Source organism: Citrobacter europaeus, assembly GCF_037482245.1.
GTDB lineage: Bacteria > Pseudomonadota > Gammaproteobacteria > Enterobacterales > Enterobacteriaceae > Citrobacter > Citrobacter europaeus.
In genome coordinates this window covers 3,178,624-3,192,296 of sequence record NZ_CP148084.1, presented here as the reverse complement: position 1 = coordinate 3,192,296, position 13,673 = coordinate 3,178,624, and the positions used below count along the sequence as shown (strand labels likewise).

Sequence of the window (13,673 nt, the reverse complement as noted above, 5' to 3'; positions counted from 1 at the left end):
TTTACTTGTCTTAGTCGCGCAAGGCAACAGCGCGGCTGCCCGGTTGAATGCTGGTGAACTGAGTAATCGCCCCACCTCGCGAGACCTACATTAGCGAACGCCTCTTCATTCGTCGTAATAGCCATAGCAAGCCCAACATAATAGCCAGATAGCCCATAACGTAATTTCCCTGTTGCTTTCGTTCAGAGAGCGCCGGGTCGGCAGCCCATGCCAGAAAGGCGGTAACATCCCTGGCGTATTGCTCCTCAGTTTCAGCTTTTTTCGATGCCGGGCTCCATTGGATCTCTCCACTCGTCAGTGGTTTTGGCATGTTAATCACGCCGCCTGGAAAATAACGATTAGCCTTCAGTTCAGGATCGGCAGGCAGATAGCCGGTTAGCAGTGCGTAAACGTAATCTGCCCCCTGGTCCGTGTAGGGCAGAAAAGCATCTAACAAAAATTGTGGGAAACCGCGATCGTATGAGCGGGCACGGACGATATAGCTCAGGTCAACGGGTTCAGCGCCATTGTTAAGGTATCGTGCTTCACGTTCATTAAGATATGGCGATATAAAGCTGTCATTTAGCGTACCGTCCCGCTCACCAATCTGGCCGTCATCCTGAATCTCAGGAAACTGATAGCCGCTGGCGATACTTCTTGCTTCTTCAGCCGTGAGTTCTGGACCGCCGGGTCTGGTCAGCGTCCGAAAGGTTAGGTGTTTCATGCCGTGACAAGCGCGACACTTCTCTTCATAAACCTGCAGGCCACGTCTAAGCTGCTCTTTATCATATTGGCCAGTAATGCCGCTAAAGCTCCATTCCTGGCGTTCAGGCCTGGCTTCCTGCGCATATGAGGAACTCAGCCCCAACAGAGAAAAGGACAAGACGCTGAATTTCAATAGTTGTTTCATCATCAGTCCTGTTTTTCAAGAAAACGACGGCAAGGTAAGACGATTAAAAACCAGGCAAACCAAATCAGCGTCGAAAGCTGGGATGCGGCACGGATCCAGCCCTCATCATTACGAAAACCGTCAAGAAGATCCGGGCCAACCAGCGCTTTCGACCCTAACCAGCCTAAAAAGCAGGCATTAATAACCCATAGCCAGAATCCGCACTTAACCAGTTTGCTGTAATGGCGAAAACGAGCCCGGGAAGTATCAAGCCAGGGTAGAAAATAGAAAATCAGTATTGAGCCGCACATCGCGGCTAGCCCCACGAATTCATTCGGGAAGCAGCGCAAGATGGAGAAAAAGGGAAGGAAATACCATTCTGGCGCAACAATCGCGGGTGTAATCGTTGGGTCAGCAGCAATAAAGTTGTCGGCGCTGCTCAGATAGTGCGGCGCGAAGAATAAAAACCAGGCGAAAACCATCAAAAAAAGAGTGATTTTTATAGCATCGAGATCGGTGATTTTGTAATCGAACAACAGGCTCCTGGACTCTTTCTCGCTAAACCTCTTTTTCATCGCCTGGGCAAAAGCCGACTGTACTGTACGTATATGGAAAACCGTGGCGACGACAATCACGAAGGGAAGAATAAAGTGGATAACAAAAAAGCGGCCCAGCATCGGTGTCCCCGGAGTATGGCTGCCGACTAAATATGCGTAAATTGAATCACCCACCAGCGGGATGGCCTGGGCAAATCGGGTAATCACCGTTGCCGCCCAGTAGCTTTTTTGCCCCCAGATCAGGCTATAACCAAGAAACGCGGTCATCATCAGCAGGATATACAGCGTGACGCTAACCATCCACATTGTCGTCCAGGGCTTACGGTAAACGTTGTAGTACATGCCACGAAAAATATGCATGTAGCAGGCAAAGAAAAAGAGCGACGCGCCAATAGCATGCATGTTACGTAACAGCTCTCCATGGCGAACCGCGCGCATAATATGAATAATGGAGTCAAATGCCAGCTCAGCCGTCGGTACGTAAAACATCGCCAGCACGATACCCGTAAAGATCTGCACGCCGAGCATAACCAGCAGGATAGCGCCGATCGCAAATACCCAGAGTCCGGCAATTGAGCGAGGGAAAGGAATACGCCAGCGAAGCGAATAGACGCTTTCATTCTTCATTTCAGACTTCCTTCGCGCCGATACGCACGACCTGACCATCGGAATGAATAACGTAGTCTGGGATTGCCAGGTTGGTCGTTGCGGGCCCGCGCGTCACGCGCCCGGAGGTATCAAACTCTGAGCCGTGGCACGGGCAAATCCAACCCAGCCCACCCGGTCGGGCGTTAGGTACACACCCGGCATGTGGGCAATAACCTTGAACCACCAGCCATTGAGGATGGGCTGCAGAGACCCTGGCGCTGTCTGGCTGTGGGTCGATAAGCGTATCCAGGTCGGCACTTCTGGCAGTAATAATTTCATCCGGGGTGCGATGGTGAATAAGAATCAGCTTTCCCTGCCATACACGTCTGACGGTTTGTCCAGCAGCGACCGCTGCAAGAGAGACATCAATCGGTTCATTTTCCCCAAGCGTTTTTTCATCCGGGCCCAAGGCCGAAACCAGCGGCCAGACAGCAGCAGCGACGCCTGCCGCACCGACAAATTTTGTCAGTTTACACAGGCATTCCCGACGCTGTTCCTGGATTTCGCCATCTGGACGTTTATTATCTGCCACCTCGTATACCTCCTTAAGTGTCGCGGATTAATGTTTGTCGATACGCGCGTAAATTTCCTGAAAGCGCTTGTCAGCAATACCCGGCGCTTTGAACGCACGGTAGCTTTCTGGTAACGAGGCATCTCCAACCTTAATCAGCATCACCATGCCCTGAGCGTAATGCGGTGTACATTTGATGCCGTAAAACCCGGCATTGTCATAAGTAACTTCGATCTCTTCATCTATTTTGCCCATAAATCCAGGATAGCCAGCCGGAGACAACTCAGCGATTGAGGCCGCGTTGTGGCTTTTATGTTTACGGATAAACTTCACCGTATCCCCAGGCTGGATCTCCAGATAATCCGGCTCATAGACCATTGGCCCCGCAGACCCACGATTCTTCATCAACACTTCGTGAGTTTGTGCGAAGGCTGAAGAGGCGAAAGCGAGTAAACACAAAATTTGCAGACTCTGTTTGAGGTATTTCATTGATTCTTCCTTAAAATTCATCAGGCCGTTGATAACGAATAAAACAGTTTGCACCACTTGCATCCCTTTCAATGATGGCGTCGATTCCAAACCAGGTGTGGAGGTTTTCGCGGGTAAAAACAGCGCATGGTTTCCCTTGCATCGCCATATGTCCGGACGTCATTACGATGATGCGATCGCAGAACATCGCGGCATGATTGAGGTCGTGCAGAGCAGCAATCACCGTGAGCTTTTCACGTTTCACGAGACTCAGCAGGCCAATCTGATGTTGAATGTCGAGATGGTTGGTGGGTTCATCCATCAGCAACAACTGTGGCTGCTGCGCCAGCGCCCGGGCGATATGCAGGCGCTGTTTTTCTCCACCAGAAAAGGTATGCCAGCAGCGGTGTTGTAATTCACTGAGATCAACCTTTTCCAGCATAGTCTGCACGATAACGTCATCTTTGGCGGACCAGGGGGAGAGCAGGCTAAGCCAGGGGGTCCGCCCCAGAGATACGGCTTGTAAAGCAGTAAGACGCTCGCTGGTTTCAGCCTGTTGTTCGACCAGCGCCACCTGTTGAGCAAGATGACGCCGCGAATAATGCTGGAGCGCTTTTCGCTGCAGAGTGATTCGTCCTGAAGTCGGCTTCAGCAAACCAGCCAGGAGTGAAATCAGTGACGTTTTGCCCGAGCCATTGGGGCCGATGATGCCGACAAACTCGCCAGGCGTTACGCTGAGTGAAATATCATCAACAATCGTCTTACCTTTTACCTTCCAGCGCAGATTACAGGCTTCAATAACGGCTTGTGCAGAGGTAATAAAAGGGTTTACGAGGTTCACCGTCATTTGTTCTGGTTTCCTCTAATCAGAATGATTGAAAACGCAGGGGCGCCAACCAGAGCGGTGATCACGCCTATTGGTAGAACCTGGCCGGGGAGTAACGTGCGGGAAATAACATCAGCGATAATGAGGAAGATCGCGCCGGTAAGCGCACTCACTGGCAGCAGTCGATGATGCTGGTTGCCGACCAGTAGACGAGCGGCATGCGGGATAACCAGACCGACAAAGCCGATCGCACCAACAATGGAGACCATAATTGCCGTCATGCCGGTGACGGCGGCAATCAGTACTGCACGGGTACGTTTTACCGGAATACCCAACGATGCCGCAGACTCAGCGCCAAAGGAGAACGCGTCGAGATGGCGGGCATAACAGAAGCACAGCACGATACCGACCAGAGCGGTTGGAATGGCTAAGACAACATCGGGCCAGCGTACACCGCTCAAATTGCCTAACAACCAGAACATAATACCGCGCGCTTGCTCGGCGTTTGCTGAGCGGGTAATGATAAGCGACGTAATCGCATTGAAAAGCTGTGAGCTGGCGATCCCGGCAAGGATGATTTGGGTTGTTACACCTCCGCCTTGTCTACCGCCAGCAGCCATTGCTAATAGCGCAACGAACATAAATGCTGTCAGCGCACCAATAAAAGCTCCCAATGACATACTGATGATCCCTGCCCCAAGCCCGGTGAGAGCAATCAGCACCGCTCCGGTGGATGCTCCGGCAGAAATCCCCAATAGATAAGGTTCAGCGAGCGCATTGCGTAGCAACGACTGCAGCACTACGCCGGAAACAGCCAGGCAGGCACCGCAGCTGGCGGAGACCAGCGCTCGGGTCAGGCGATAGTTCCAGACGATCCCTGCATCCAGCGCATCGACAGGGTAGTGTGAATCAAAAAGATGATTTGCCAGCGTGCTGAGTACGTGCTGCCAGGGAATAAGCGTTTCGCCGATGGAAATACCCGCCAGCAGTACGCAGCACATTAGCGCACTGACCCAAACGGCATGTCCACCTATTCTCATCGCAAGTTGACCAACGGCACGACGCATCCTGCGTGAATCACTCATGATTATCTGCGTTCCTGAGTAACGGAGATGCGCTATACCGTCCGAGGATATAGCGCAAAACGTAGATTAATGAGCAGCCTGCGGATGCGCTAAGCCATATTCAACAAGGGCATCCGCCAGTTTTTCCACCCCATCAATAGTTCTGATCCCGGCATTCATTGTCTGTACGTCAATGACCGGCAGATGGTTTTCCTTGACGGCAGGAACCAGTTTGGTGACAGGGTCGGACTTGAGGTATTCCATCTTGACCTTCCAGTCATCTGCCGGGAAACGCCGACGGCTCATCTCTCCGAGCACAATGACCGAAGGATTAGCTTTAGCGATGGTTTCCCAGCCCACTGTTGGCCATTCTTCGGCAGAATCAATCACATTCTTCACACCCAGCGTTTGGGCTATCCATGCAGCTGGGCCAAACTTCCCGGCAACGTAAGGATCGAGCTGCAAATCGGCGCTTGAGAACCAGAACACCGCGGAAACATTCTTATCCATTCCGGTAATTTTATTTTTCGCTGCGGCTTCACGTGCTTTAAGGCTGGCAATCAACGCTTCGCCTTTATCCTGAACATCGAAGATTTTCGCCAAATCGGCGACTTCCTGATACACCATGGCAATATCAAACATACCCTTACGGACACCATCACCACCATCTTCGTTATCTTTCGCACAGTCAGCCGGCGCGGTATAAACGGGAACCTTCAGTTCACTAAACTGTTCATAAGAGGCAACCGTGCCTGCTGGGCCGATTTGCCATTCAAACTGGCTGGCGACCAGATCCGGTTTTTTAGCCACAATCCCTTCAAAGCTGGGAATATTTTGCGCAATAACGGCAACTTTTTCATTAGCTGTTTTATAAGTATCCAGTACCGGGCCAAACCACAGTGAAGTGCCCACGACGCGATCGGCCAGCCCTAATGAATAAAGAATCTCGGTACTATTCTGTCCCACCGTTGCCACGCGCGTTGGTGCCTGGTTGAAGGTAATATCGCGGCCACAGTTTTTAATCGTCAGAGGATATTCGGTTTTTGCCGCGGCAGAAAAACCGGAAGTAAGCAGCAGAGCAGTCGTGCCCAAAATAGCCAGAAGCGTTTTTTTAGAGGAGTAAAAGGTAGAATTAGCGTGCATTATCATCGTCCCGTTGATGCCAGAATCTGAAGATCTGGTCATGGCTCATTTCATTCCATATATCGGGAGGAGACATGAAGATAGATGACATTCAATCGTGAAATTTAAGAATGAAGATATGCAAAAAATGCAAATAAGCGTTACTTAGCCGAAATCTTATTCATAAATACACTACTGCATTTGTCAAATAATTCATCCCATGGACCATCCCGTCCACTCAATGGTATACACCTTTGACAGCAGGTCTCCTGACTCACGGTAACCAGAATATCAGCCTTCCCATAAAGATAAACTTTACAGTGACCTGTGGCTTATTAACCACACAAGGATATTCTGCATCCGCCTACAGTTGCGGGGGCAGTTATGGAATTGAATTAAATAATTCTTACCATATTCCTATTCATATACAAAAATGTAATGAAATGCTGTCGAAAGCGACTCTAACGGCAATTGTTAACAAGGTCAACCATAGGGGGTAAGAGGCAAAAGAGAGTGGGAAACTAAAAATAATCAATAAATACAAATGGTTGTGTGTTTGTTTCTTTGCGTGATGCTGTAAATGAAAATAACAACGGGAAGCTAAATGATAATTGGTTGATGTTGATCAAATTACGAACATAATTCAATCTCCGCGTATGAAACATATTGATCACCATCAAAAATGCTGCGTATTAGCAGTTGAATCTTTTTTTTGTGAACTCTCCATGTGTACCAACTGCCATTCATCCTGCATATCCATAATCACGTTAAAATTGTTACGCAACCAGAAATGATAACCGCCGGGTAAAAAATGATGTGTGTGAAGATACAAAACTTTATATTGATGTTGCTGACAAAATACCTCAGCTAAGGAAAACAATTGACTGCCGATCCCCTGTCTGCGATAGCGTTCATCCACGTAGCAACGACAAATTTCCGCTGTTTCAGACAAGTTATAGCGTCCGCGCAGTTCAGCAATCCGATCATTATATTGACATACCGCCAGTGTAGCGATTAATTCTTGTTTTTCGCTCCATGCGCAAAGTAATGAATTCCTTTCCTGTAACAGATACTGTCGTTCGAGATCAAAGAGATCTTCTTCGCCAGAAGGCATGGATCTACCAGCATTGAAGAACAGATTAAGATGTTCAATAAGGAACGACTGAACAGCAGGAATATCGGCGTGAGTCATCTCACTAAACCTAAATGGGATCATGGCATGCATAACTCAATCTTAGAATGGAAAACGATAATAACAATAAGACTACTTTAAAAACAATATTGAGCGACCTGAGACAGACATGCAATTGTCAATGTTGCTATTCTGCCCACAGATTATAAATGGGAAAAATTGAGTTCAGGCAGGAATACTTCCTACCATTCTGCACAATGAAGACCACGCCAAGGCGTACGCTTAAATTTTCAGCGTCTCAATGACCATTCGCAGGGCAGGGGAGACATTGCGATGAGGATAATAAAGAAATAATCCTTCCATTCGCAGGCTGTAACGCTGCAACACCCTGATAAGGTTACCGTGTTCTAAATCATCCGCGACCAGTTCGACAGGGACATAGGCCAGCCCAAGACCCAGCCGGGCGGCTTCTGCTTCCATATAGCTGTCGGATAAAGCCCATTGCCCTTCAGGCTGATGGGTGATTTTTTTATCATTCTGAATGAGTTCCCACTGATATACGCTGCCATCGGCAAACTGATAGGCGATGCAGGGATGCGCCTTTAAATCCGCCGGGGTTTGTGGAAAACCGAAGCGGTGAAAATGTTCAGGCGTACCCACAACCGCCATCTCCATATCCGGCGTAATGCGCACCGCGACCATGCCCTGGCCGACTTCAGGCCCCAGACGAACGCCGGCATCGAATCTTTCCTCGATGATATCGACGAACCTGCTCTCATTCATCAGTTCTAGCCTGATATCAGGGTAGCGCTGTTTAAATACCGCCAGCTTAGGCAGCAGGCATTTATCAATGGCGTGCTGGCTGGCATTGATACGCACCGTACCGGAGGGCGTCTCTCGATAATGCGCCAGCGTGGCAAGCCCACGATCTAACGTATCAAATCCAGATGCCGTCTTCTGATAGAGCTGCTCGCCTGCTTGCGTCAGCGACAGTTTACGCGTGGTACGCACCAGCAGCTGGACGCCCAGCCTTTCTTCAAGCTCACGAACAGAACGACTGACTCCTGATTGAGCAAGCCCCAGCCGCTGAGCAGCCGCGGTGAAACTGCCTTCCCGTACAACCTGCATAAACAAGTACAGCTCGTTGTAATTCTCCCTTTTCGCCATTGAATAATCCCTCTGAATGACAGCAGTCTTAATATTAATTTATAACATTATGGTATTAATCTTAGCACTAATCGCCCTCTAATTCTGGCAGTGCGTCAGCCTGCCCAGTATGGATGCTCATAAAATCCGCACGCCACGTGGCGCTGTATTCCATTTACTTAGTCTCCGCAGAGTTGCGGTTGGCATGCTGGCTTGTGGCCTGTTCTTTATGGGCCAGTTTGCGTTATTTACCTATGTACGCCCGTTCCTGGAGTCGGTGACGCGGGTTGACTCTTCAGGTTTGTCGTTGATTTTACTGGTTATCGGCGTGGCCGGTTTTATTGGCACGCTGGCTGTCTCGACGTTTCTTAACCGAAAATTCTATCCCACGCTGATGACCATACCCGGACTGATGGCCGTTATTGCCATCAGTCTGATGCTTACCGGGCATCACGTCTGGACGGTTTCTCTGCTGTTAGGCCTCTGGGGCATGCTGGCAACCGCCGCGCCAACCGGGTGGTGGGCATGGATTGCGCGTACGCTGCCCGACAACGCCGAAGCCGGAGGCGGGCTAATGGTCGCGGTGATTCAGCTCTCAATCGCCCTTGGGTCAACGGCAGGAGGCATCGTGTTTGACCACCTCGGCTGGCAGAGCGCGTTTGCCATGAGCAGCGTACTGCTCTTTTGCGCCGGAATACTGACCTTTTTCACCGCACGCCAGAAGGCCGGTGTGCTTTAGTCCGGTGAAGGTCCGCGCTCCAGAAACGTGGAAAGTGCGATATCGCCGCAGACGGATCGTACGCCTTCAAGGCTCTGAAAATATGGGCGCTTTTTTTGCGGCATAACGCTTTCCCTGCGCTATTTAAAAATATAACTCGCAGAATTCTCATATATCATACATCTGGCTCTTATTGGAAACCTCTTACATTTTCTTCTGAAAGCGACTTTTCAGTGCATGTCTATATTAAAATTCTAAATAAAATACTACAGAACATATATTAACAACTATGTGCTAACAATAAAATATCCTTGCAAGCGAATTTATAATGTTAACTATTTCATGTTGTTATAGTTGATTAAGGTTAGGGTTTAGAGTATCTTTAATCTAATCTTACATTCTTAAGTAAAAGCAGATAATGACAATATGAAAGCCAGACTCTATAATTTTTCAGAAGATGCAAATGATACTTTTGTTTTTAGATGGACCAGAAAACATTATGAGTTTTGCATGGATAACAATATCTTTTTAAATCACAGGGGGAAGAAAGTTTATAAAGAAAGGAATTTGCTACTATTATCTAAAGGTGACAAAATTAGAATTGAAGCTGATGTTATTGTTGAGCAATATTCAACAATGCCAGTAAAAAGTTTTTCCAGCGTAGGCGCATTTTCATTTCCAACCTGTCAATTGCCGGGTAATGTACGAATCGGCAGATTTTGTAGCATTGCATCAAATGTAAAAATCATGGGTGGGAACCATCCAATGAATCGTTTTACTACTCATATGCTTACTTATAATGGCGAGTTTGATAAATATGCTGCCAGCGAGTTTGGACAAAACTGGACGTTGAAACCATTTATCACTAAACCTAAGGATTTAACGATTGGCAATGATGTCTGGATTGGTAATGATGTTGTTTTAAAGGGGGGGATTTCAATTGGCGATGGCGCTGTTGTTGCTGCAAATTCTGTGGTTACTAAAGATGTGCCTCCATATGCTATTGTCGCAGGGGTTCCAGCAAAAATTATCAAATACAGATTTGAGTCAGGTATTATCGAAGAGTTGTTAAAAATAAAATGGTGGAACTATAATTACACCGATTTGCCTGATAACAGCAAGTGCGACGATATCATAAATTTCGTCACTGAAATGAATAAGTTGATATCAAATGGTAGTATTCAACAAAAGATATATAAAAAATTCAATCTTACCGAAATATTCACAACTCTTTAGTTTACTATGCGATTGTTGGCGTTGAGCGTCTTACCATTGACAGCATACGCAGCAACGATCGGACCAGGCAGCCCGGCACCGGGTGTGCTATGCGACAAAACTCTCTGTGCCGACGAGCACGGGCTGTCGCTGGCGTTAACCACAAAGTATCCTGGGAAGAGGCAAGGGGGCAGGCAGGCTGCTGCCGGAGAGTTTGACTCCACTGCCTTTACCTTTCGTGGCGACTCGTTTGGCGACACCACCGAGCGCCAGTATCGGAACGATCGCTATTTCGCACCAGATGGTAAGCGTAGCGGCAAAGTGAATACGCGTTACACCGTACTGTTGTTCGGGCAGAAGGATAACTTCTGACAGCCCCGGCGTTTTCCCTGTCTGCGCGGCGGGGATGCCGTTTTCCTCTTACCTGCACCACTAACTCTCAAAATTGAGAGGCCGATCCTTTGAGCAGGACTTTTGTCCTCAATCCTCTGCAAACGTCTGGTTACAATTCCTGCATATCTTCAATACCCATAATTCAGGAATTGTTATGACTGCACATATTAATGCCAAAGCGGGTGATTTTGCACCAACCGTGATTATGCCGGGCGATCCGCTCCGTGCTAAGTTTATTGCCGAAAATTATCTAATTGATTACCGCGAAGTTACCAATGTACGCAATATGTTAGGCTATACCGGTTTATATTTTGGGCAACCTGTTTCGGTGATGGGGCATGGAATGGGCATTCCTTCAATGACGCTTTATGCCCATGAGCTGGTACATGATTTTGGTGTGCAGAGAATTATTCGTGTTGGTAGCCTGGGGGCAACACAACATCATGTCAAAATGCGAGATATTATTCTTGCCGTCGCCGCTGGAACCGATTCTGTCACGAATTTAAAACGTAGCGCGGGCTACGCAATGGCGGCATCTGCTCATTTTCCATTATTGCAGCAGGCGTGGACATTGGCACAGAAGGCTGGCATCGATATTAAAGTCGGCAATGTCTTCAGTGGTGATCTTTATTACGATCCTGACGAAAGTTTAATACCGGCACTGGAAAAGTTTGGTGTGCTGGGTGTGGATATGGAAGTGGCAGGGTTATACGCTTTAGCGCATCAGTTTAATATTGAAGCGTTGGCTATATTAACCGTATCCGATCATTGCCTGACAGGAGAAGAAACGACGGCAGAAGAACGGCAGTTAACGTTTAAAAATATGATAGAGTTGGCGCTAAATACAGCTGTTACGGCTTAGCATCAGCATTTAGATGAACCAATCAGAGATGGCATTATATGAAGAATAAAATAGCACTTACGCTGATTAGTTTTCTGGCAAATTTTATTATGGCGGGGTTTGCCAGTCAGTTTGGCATGCTGATTGAACCGATTGCACTACGCTACAGTGCCGATGTGAATACCGTTGCTTCGATATTTTCGTTGCTTAACGGTGGAGCATTAGCCGGAACCGTCGCCGCCTTTTTCTTGATTGAGAAAATCGGTGTTAAGCGTATGACGTTCATTATCTATTCGATAGTGTTCCTCTGCGCTCTGGCAATGCACTTAAGCCCTGGATTATGGCCGGTGATGGTCGCCATGACCCTGGTGGGTTTCTGCGGCGGGATTGGTCTGTGCGTAGCGGGAACGATCGTGGTATCAGTTTGGCAGGATCGCATTCAAAGTACGATGCTGGTGGTGCAGGACGCCACCTTTAACGTTGCGGGCGTAGTTTTTCCGTTGATCACTACCTTCGCCCTGACGCACAATATGTCGTGGAGTTATAGCTATCTGAGCGTAGGTATGGTGGCTCTACTCACGCTGGGCGTTGTGGCTCTCACCCGTTTTTCCGCCTGTGAAACGGCTCCTGCAGCGGATAGCGCGGACGTGGCGAAATCGGAGTGGAACCCAGGGATTATCAGCGGCGGTATAGGTCTGTTTTTAGGCATGCTGGCGCTGTATACCTTCCTGACCTGGGCACCATTGTTTGTGAAGAACAAATTTGGTATTCCCTTTGAAGAAGCAGGAAATATTATTACGCAATATTGGGGGGCTGCGCTGGTCGGCGCGTTAGTCTCAACCGTTATTGTTTCCCGAGTGAAAATACATTATTTCCTGCTAAGTATTATTCTGCTGGCTTGCGTAATTACAACCATTATTGTCACGAAGGAAAAAATCTCCGGGCTTGATTATCTGGCCTACAGTTACGGATTTGTCTGCGCAGCATTGTATAACTCCTTTATTGCCTACGGTGTTTCTTTCGTGAAGCGCGCGAGTAGCCAGAACGTATCTTATATTTTAATTAGCGGCAGTGCCGGGGCGATGTTTAGTCCGGCGATCAGTGCGCTAATGGAAAAAACTATGGGATTACAGAAAATTATGTACGCAATACCGGTGTTGTATTTAATCATCTTTATCATGTTGATGGGTACATTGAAACTTAAACGTAATCAAACACAGTAATAACGCTTACCTTTTTAATTAGATAGCCAGTCGTCACGCCATTTATTTGGTGGGGCGACACTCAACCTTGCTCAAAGGAATTGAAAATGCTGAAGAAAAATAAATCAATGATGAAAAAAACAGTTCTGGGTGCGGTAATTGCGATGTGCTGTACGCAAGCGCTTGCGGCTGATTATACCGATGGCAACATCCGCAAAAATGATTTTAACTGGATGCAGATGAACTTAATGCAAAGTGTGGATGCAAAAGTGCCTTATGGCATTCGTAATGACACCTATCTGGAACTGGAGTTTGGCGCGCGTTCCGGAATTATCGATCTGTACGGTTATGTGGATTTCTTTGATATTTTGGATCGCGAGCAGGACGATCGTCATGGTGGTGATAACTTTTTTGCCAAGATATCTCCGCGTTTTTCCCTGGACGCCATTTTTAATAAAGATTTATCCGTTGGTCCGTTTAATGAATTCTATATCGCAACGGTAAATAACATTGGTGACCGGGAATTATTTGAGCATTACGTCGGTCTGGGCACGGATGTTAAGGTGCCGTGGTTTGGTCTGGTGGGAATGAACATCTATGCGCACTATGTTCGTGAAAACTACGGTGCGGATAACGAAGGCAAGTGGGATGGCTACATGTTCTCGACCAACTGGTCGACGCCGTTCTATACCTTTTCCAACGGCAGTTACTTGAACTATCAGGGTTACTTTGACTACCAGTTCGCCGCTAATAAGATTGCTAATCAACCGTTATACAGCAATAACGCGATTGAATGGTATAACGGCATCTACTGGCATTCAGAGCATTATGCGGTAGGTTATGGCTTGAAGTACTTCCGCAACATGGCACTGATGGAAAACCACGGCGGAGCAGGGCGTACCACCGGGCTAGGCCACTATTTCAACCTCACCTACAAGTTCTGATTGCACCGAAATGACACA

14 protein-coding genes, 1 pseudogene and 1 riboswitch are annotated in these 13,673 nt (G+C 47.9%); of the genes and pseudogenes, 6 read left to right on the top strand and 9 right to left on the bottom strand.

Going from position 1 to position 13,673, the window contains the following annotated elements; all coding sequences use genetic code 11:
- Positions 1 to 85 precede the first annotated feature (85 nt).
- The 9 genes from WHR59_RS15165 to WHR59_RS15125 form a co-directional block, all read right to left on the bottom strand.
- Positions 86 to 889, bottom strand: coding sequence for a cytochrome c1 (locus WHR59_RS15165; protein WP_075144873.1), 804 nt, complete (start codon positions 887 to 889; stop codon positions 86 to 88).
- Between the two features lie 2 nt (positions 890 to 891).
- On the bottom strand, positions 892 to 2,052 hold the full coding sequence (locus WHR59_RS15160) for a cytochrome b (RefSeq protein WP_080625427.1): 1,161 nt from the start codon (positions 2,050 to 2,052) through the stop codon (positions 892 to 894).
- Between the two features lies 1 nt (position 2,053).
- Entirely contained in the window at positions 2,054 to 2,605 is a 552-nt protein-coding gene (petA, locus tag WHR59_RS15155) for a ubiquinol-cytochrome c reductase iron-sulfur subunit (RefSeq protein ID WP_051642642.1), read from the bottom strand.
- 27 nt (positions 2,606 to 2,632) lie between these two features.
- The gene (locus tag WHR59_RS15150; RefSeq protein WP_043015827.1) at positions 2,633 to 3,073 is read right to left on the bottom strand and encodes a pseudoazurin; all 441 of its coding nucleotides are present in this window, start codon (positions 3,071 to 3,073) and stop codon (positions 2,633 to 2,635) included.
- Between the two features lie 10 nt (positions 3,074 to 3,083).
- Positions 3,084 to 3,899 (bottom strand): ABC transporter ATP-binding protein, encoded by an 816-nt coding sequence (locus tag WHR59_RS15145; protein WP_338843237.1) that lies wholly within the window; start codon positions 3,897 to 3,899, stop codon positions 3,084 to 3,086.
- A complete protein-coding gene (locus WHR59_RS15140) occupies positions 3,896 to 4,963 on the bottom strand; it encodes a FecCD family ABC transporter permease (protein ID WP_075144871.1) in 1,068 nt (355 codons plus the stop codon). Before WHR59_RS15140 ends, WHR59_RS15145 begins: the two co-directional genes overlap by 4 nt.
- Before the next feature lie 66 nt (positions 4,964 to 5,029).
- On the bottom strand, positions 5,030 to 6,085 hold the full coding sequence (locus WHR59_RS15135) for an ABC transporter substrate-binding protein (protein WP_087052647.1): 1,056 nt from the start codon (positions 6,083 to 6,085) through the stop codon (positions 5,030 to 5,032).
- A gap of 221 nt (positions 6,086 to 6,306) precedes the next feature.
- Positions 6,307 to 6,530: riboswitch (cobalamin riboswitch) on the bottom strand.
- A gap of 210 nt (positions 6,531 to 6,740) precedes the next feature.
- Positions 6,741 to 7,280, bottom strand: coding sequence for a GNAT family N-acetyltransferase (locus WHR59_RS15130; protein ID WP_179947228.1), 540 nt, complete (start codon positions 7,278 to 7,280; stop codon positions 6,741 to 6,743).
- Between the two features lie 198 nt (positions 7,281 to 7,478).
- Positions 7,479 to 8,363, bottom strand: a complete 885-nt coding sequence (locus tag WHR59_RS15125; protein ID WP_043015831.1) for a LysR family transcriptional regulator — start codon at positions 8,361 to 8,363, stop codon at positions 7,479 to 7,481.
- Positions 8,364 to 8,448: 85 nt separating this feature from the next.
- On the opposite strand from WHR59_RS15125, the pseudogene WHR59_RS15120 reads away from it, so the two are divergent.
- From WHR59_RS15120 to WHR59_RS15095, 6 genes and pseudogenes are all read left to right on the top strand, one after another.
- Positions 8,449 to 9,081, top strand: a pseudogene (locus WHR59_RS15120) (MFS transporter); the annotation flags it as partial.
- 405 nt (positions 9,082 to 9,486) lie between these two features.
- Positions 9,487 to 10,296, top strand: a complete 810-nt coding sequence (locus WHR59_RS15115; protein WP_338843234.1) for a CatB-related O-acetyltransferase — start codon at positions 9,487 to 9,489, stop codon at positions 10,294 to 10,296.
- Positions 10,297 to 10,332: 36 nt separating this feature from the next.
- On the top strand, positions 10,333 to 10,647 hold the full coding sequence (locus WHR59_RS15110) for a YcgJ family protein (RefSeq protein ID WP_227093100.1): 315 nt from the start codon (positions 10,333 to 10,335) through the stop codon (positions 10,645 to 10,647).
- Positions 10,648 to 10,822: 175 nt separating this feature from the next.
- Positions 10,823 to 11,530: a purine-nucleoside phosphorylase gene (gene deoD / locus WHR59_RS15105; protein WP_172862898.1), complete on the top strand. Its 708-nt coding sequence runs from the start codon at positions 10,823 to 10,825 to the stop codon at positions 11,528 to 11,530.
- Positions 11,531 to 11,568: 38 nt separating this feature from the next.
- Positions 11,569 to 12,732, top strand: coding sequence for an MFS transporter TsgA (gene tsgA / locus WHR59_RS15100; RefSeq protein ID WP_172862899.1), 1,164 nt, complete (start codon positions 11,569 to 11,571; stop codon positions 12,730 to 12,732).
- Between the two features lie 86 nt (positions 12,733 to 12,818).
- Positions 12,819 to 13,655 carry an outer membrane protein OmpK gene (locus WHR59_RS15095; RefSeq protein ID WP_047412218.1) on the top strand — a complete coding sequence of 279 codons (837 nt, stop codon included), beginning with the start codon at positions 12,819 to 12,821 and terminating at the stop codon, positions 13,653 to 13,655.
- Positions 13,656 to 13,673 lie beyond the last annotated feature (18 nt).

Coding starts and splice junctions, on each gene's coding strand:
- WHR59_RS15165 (WP_075144873.1), bottom strand. CDS start 889: ATGAAACAACTATTGAAATTCAGCGTCTTGTCCTTTTCTCTGTTGGGG.
- WHR59_RS15160 (WP_080625427.1), bottom strand. CDS start 2,052: ATGAAGAATGAAAGCGTCTATTCGCTTCGCTGGCGTATTCCTTTCCCT.
- WHR59_RS15150 (WP_043015827.1), bottom strand. CDS start 3,073: ATGAAATACCTCAAACAGAGTCTGCAAATTTTGTGTTTACTCGCTTTC.
- WHR59_RS15145 (WP_338843237.1), bottom strand. CDS start 3,899: ATGACGGTGAACCTCGTAAACCCTTTTATTACCTCTGCACAAGCCGTT.
- WHR59_RS15140 (WP_075144871.1), bottom strand. CDS start 4,963: ATGAGTGATTCACGCAGGATGCGTCGTGCCGTTGGTCAACTTGCGATG.
- WHR59_RS15135 (WP_087052647.1), bottom strand. CDS start 6,085: ATGCACGCTAATTCTACCTTTTACTCCTCTAAAAAAACGCTTCTGGCT.
- WHR59_RS15130 (WP_179947228.1), bottom strand. CDS start 7,280: ATGATCCCATTTAGGTTTAGTGAGATGACTCACGCCGATATTCCTGCT.
- WHR59_RS15125 (WP_043015831.1), bottom strand. CDS start 8,363: ATGGCGAAAAGGGAGAATTACAACGAGCTGTACTTGTTTATGCAGGTT.
- WHR59_RS15115 (WP_338843234.1), top strand. CDS start 9,487: ATGAAAGCCAGACTCTATAATTTTTCAGAAGATGCAAATGATACTTTT.
- deoD (WP_172862898.1), top strand. CDS start 10,823: ATGACTGCACATATTAATGCCAAAGCGGGTGATTTTGCACCAACCGTG.
- tsgA (WP_172862899.1), top strand. CDS start 11,569: ATGAAGAATAAAATAGCACTTACGCTGATTAGTTTTCTGGCAAATTTT.
- WHR59_RS15095 (WP_047412218.1), top strand. CDS start 12,819: ATGCTGAAGAAAAATAAATCAATGATGAAAAAAACAGTTCTGGGTGCG.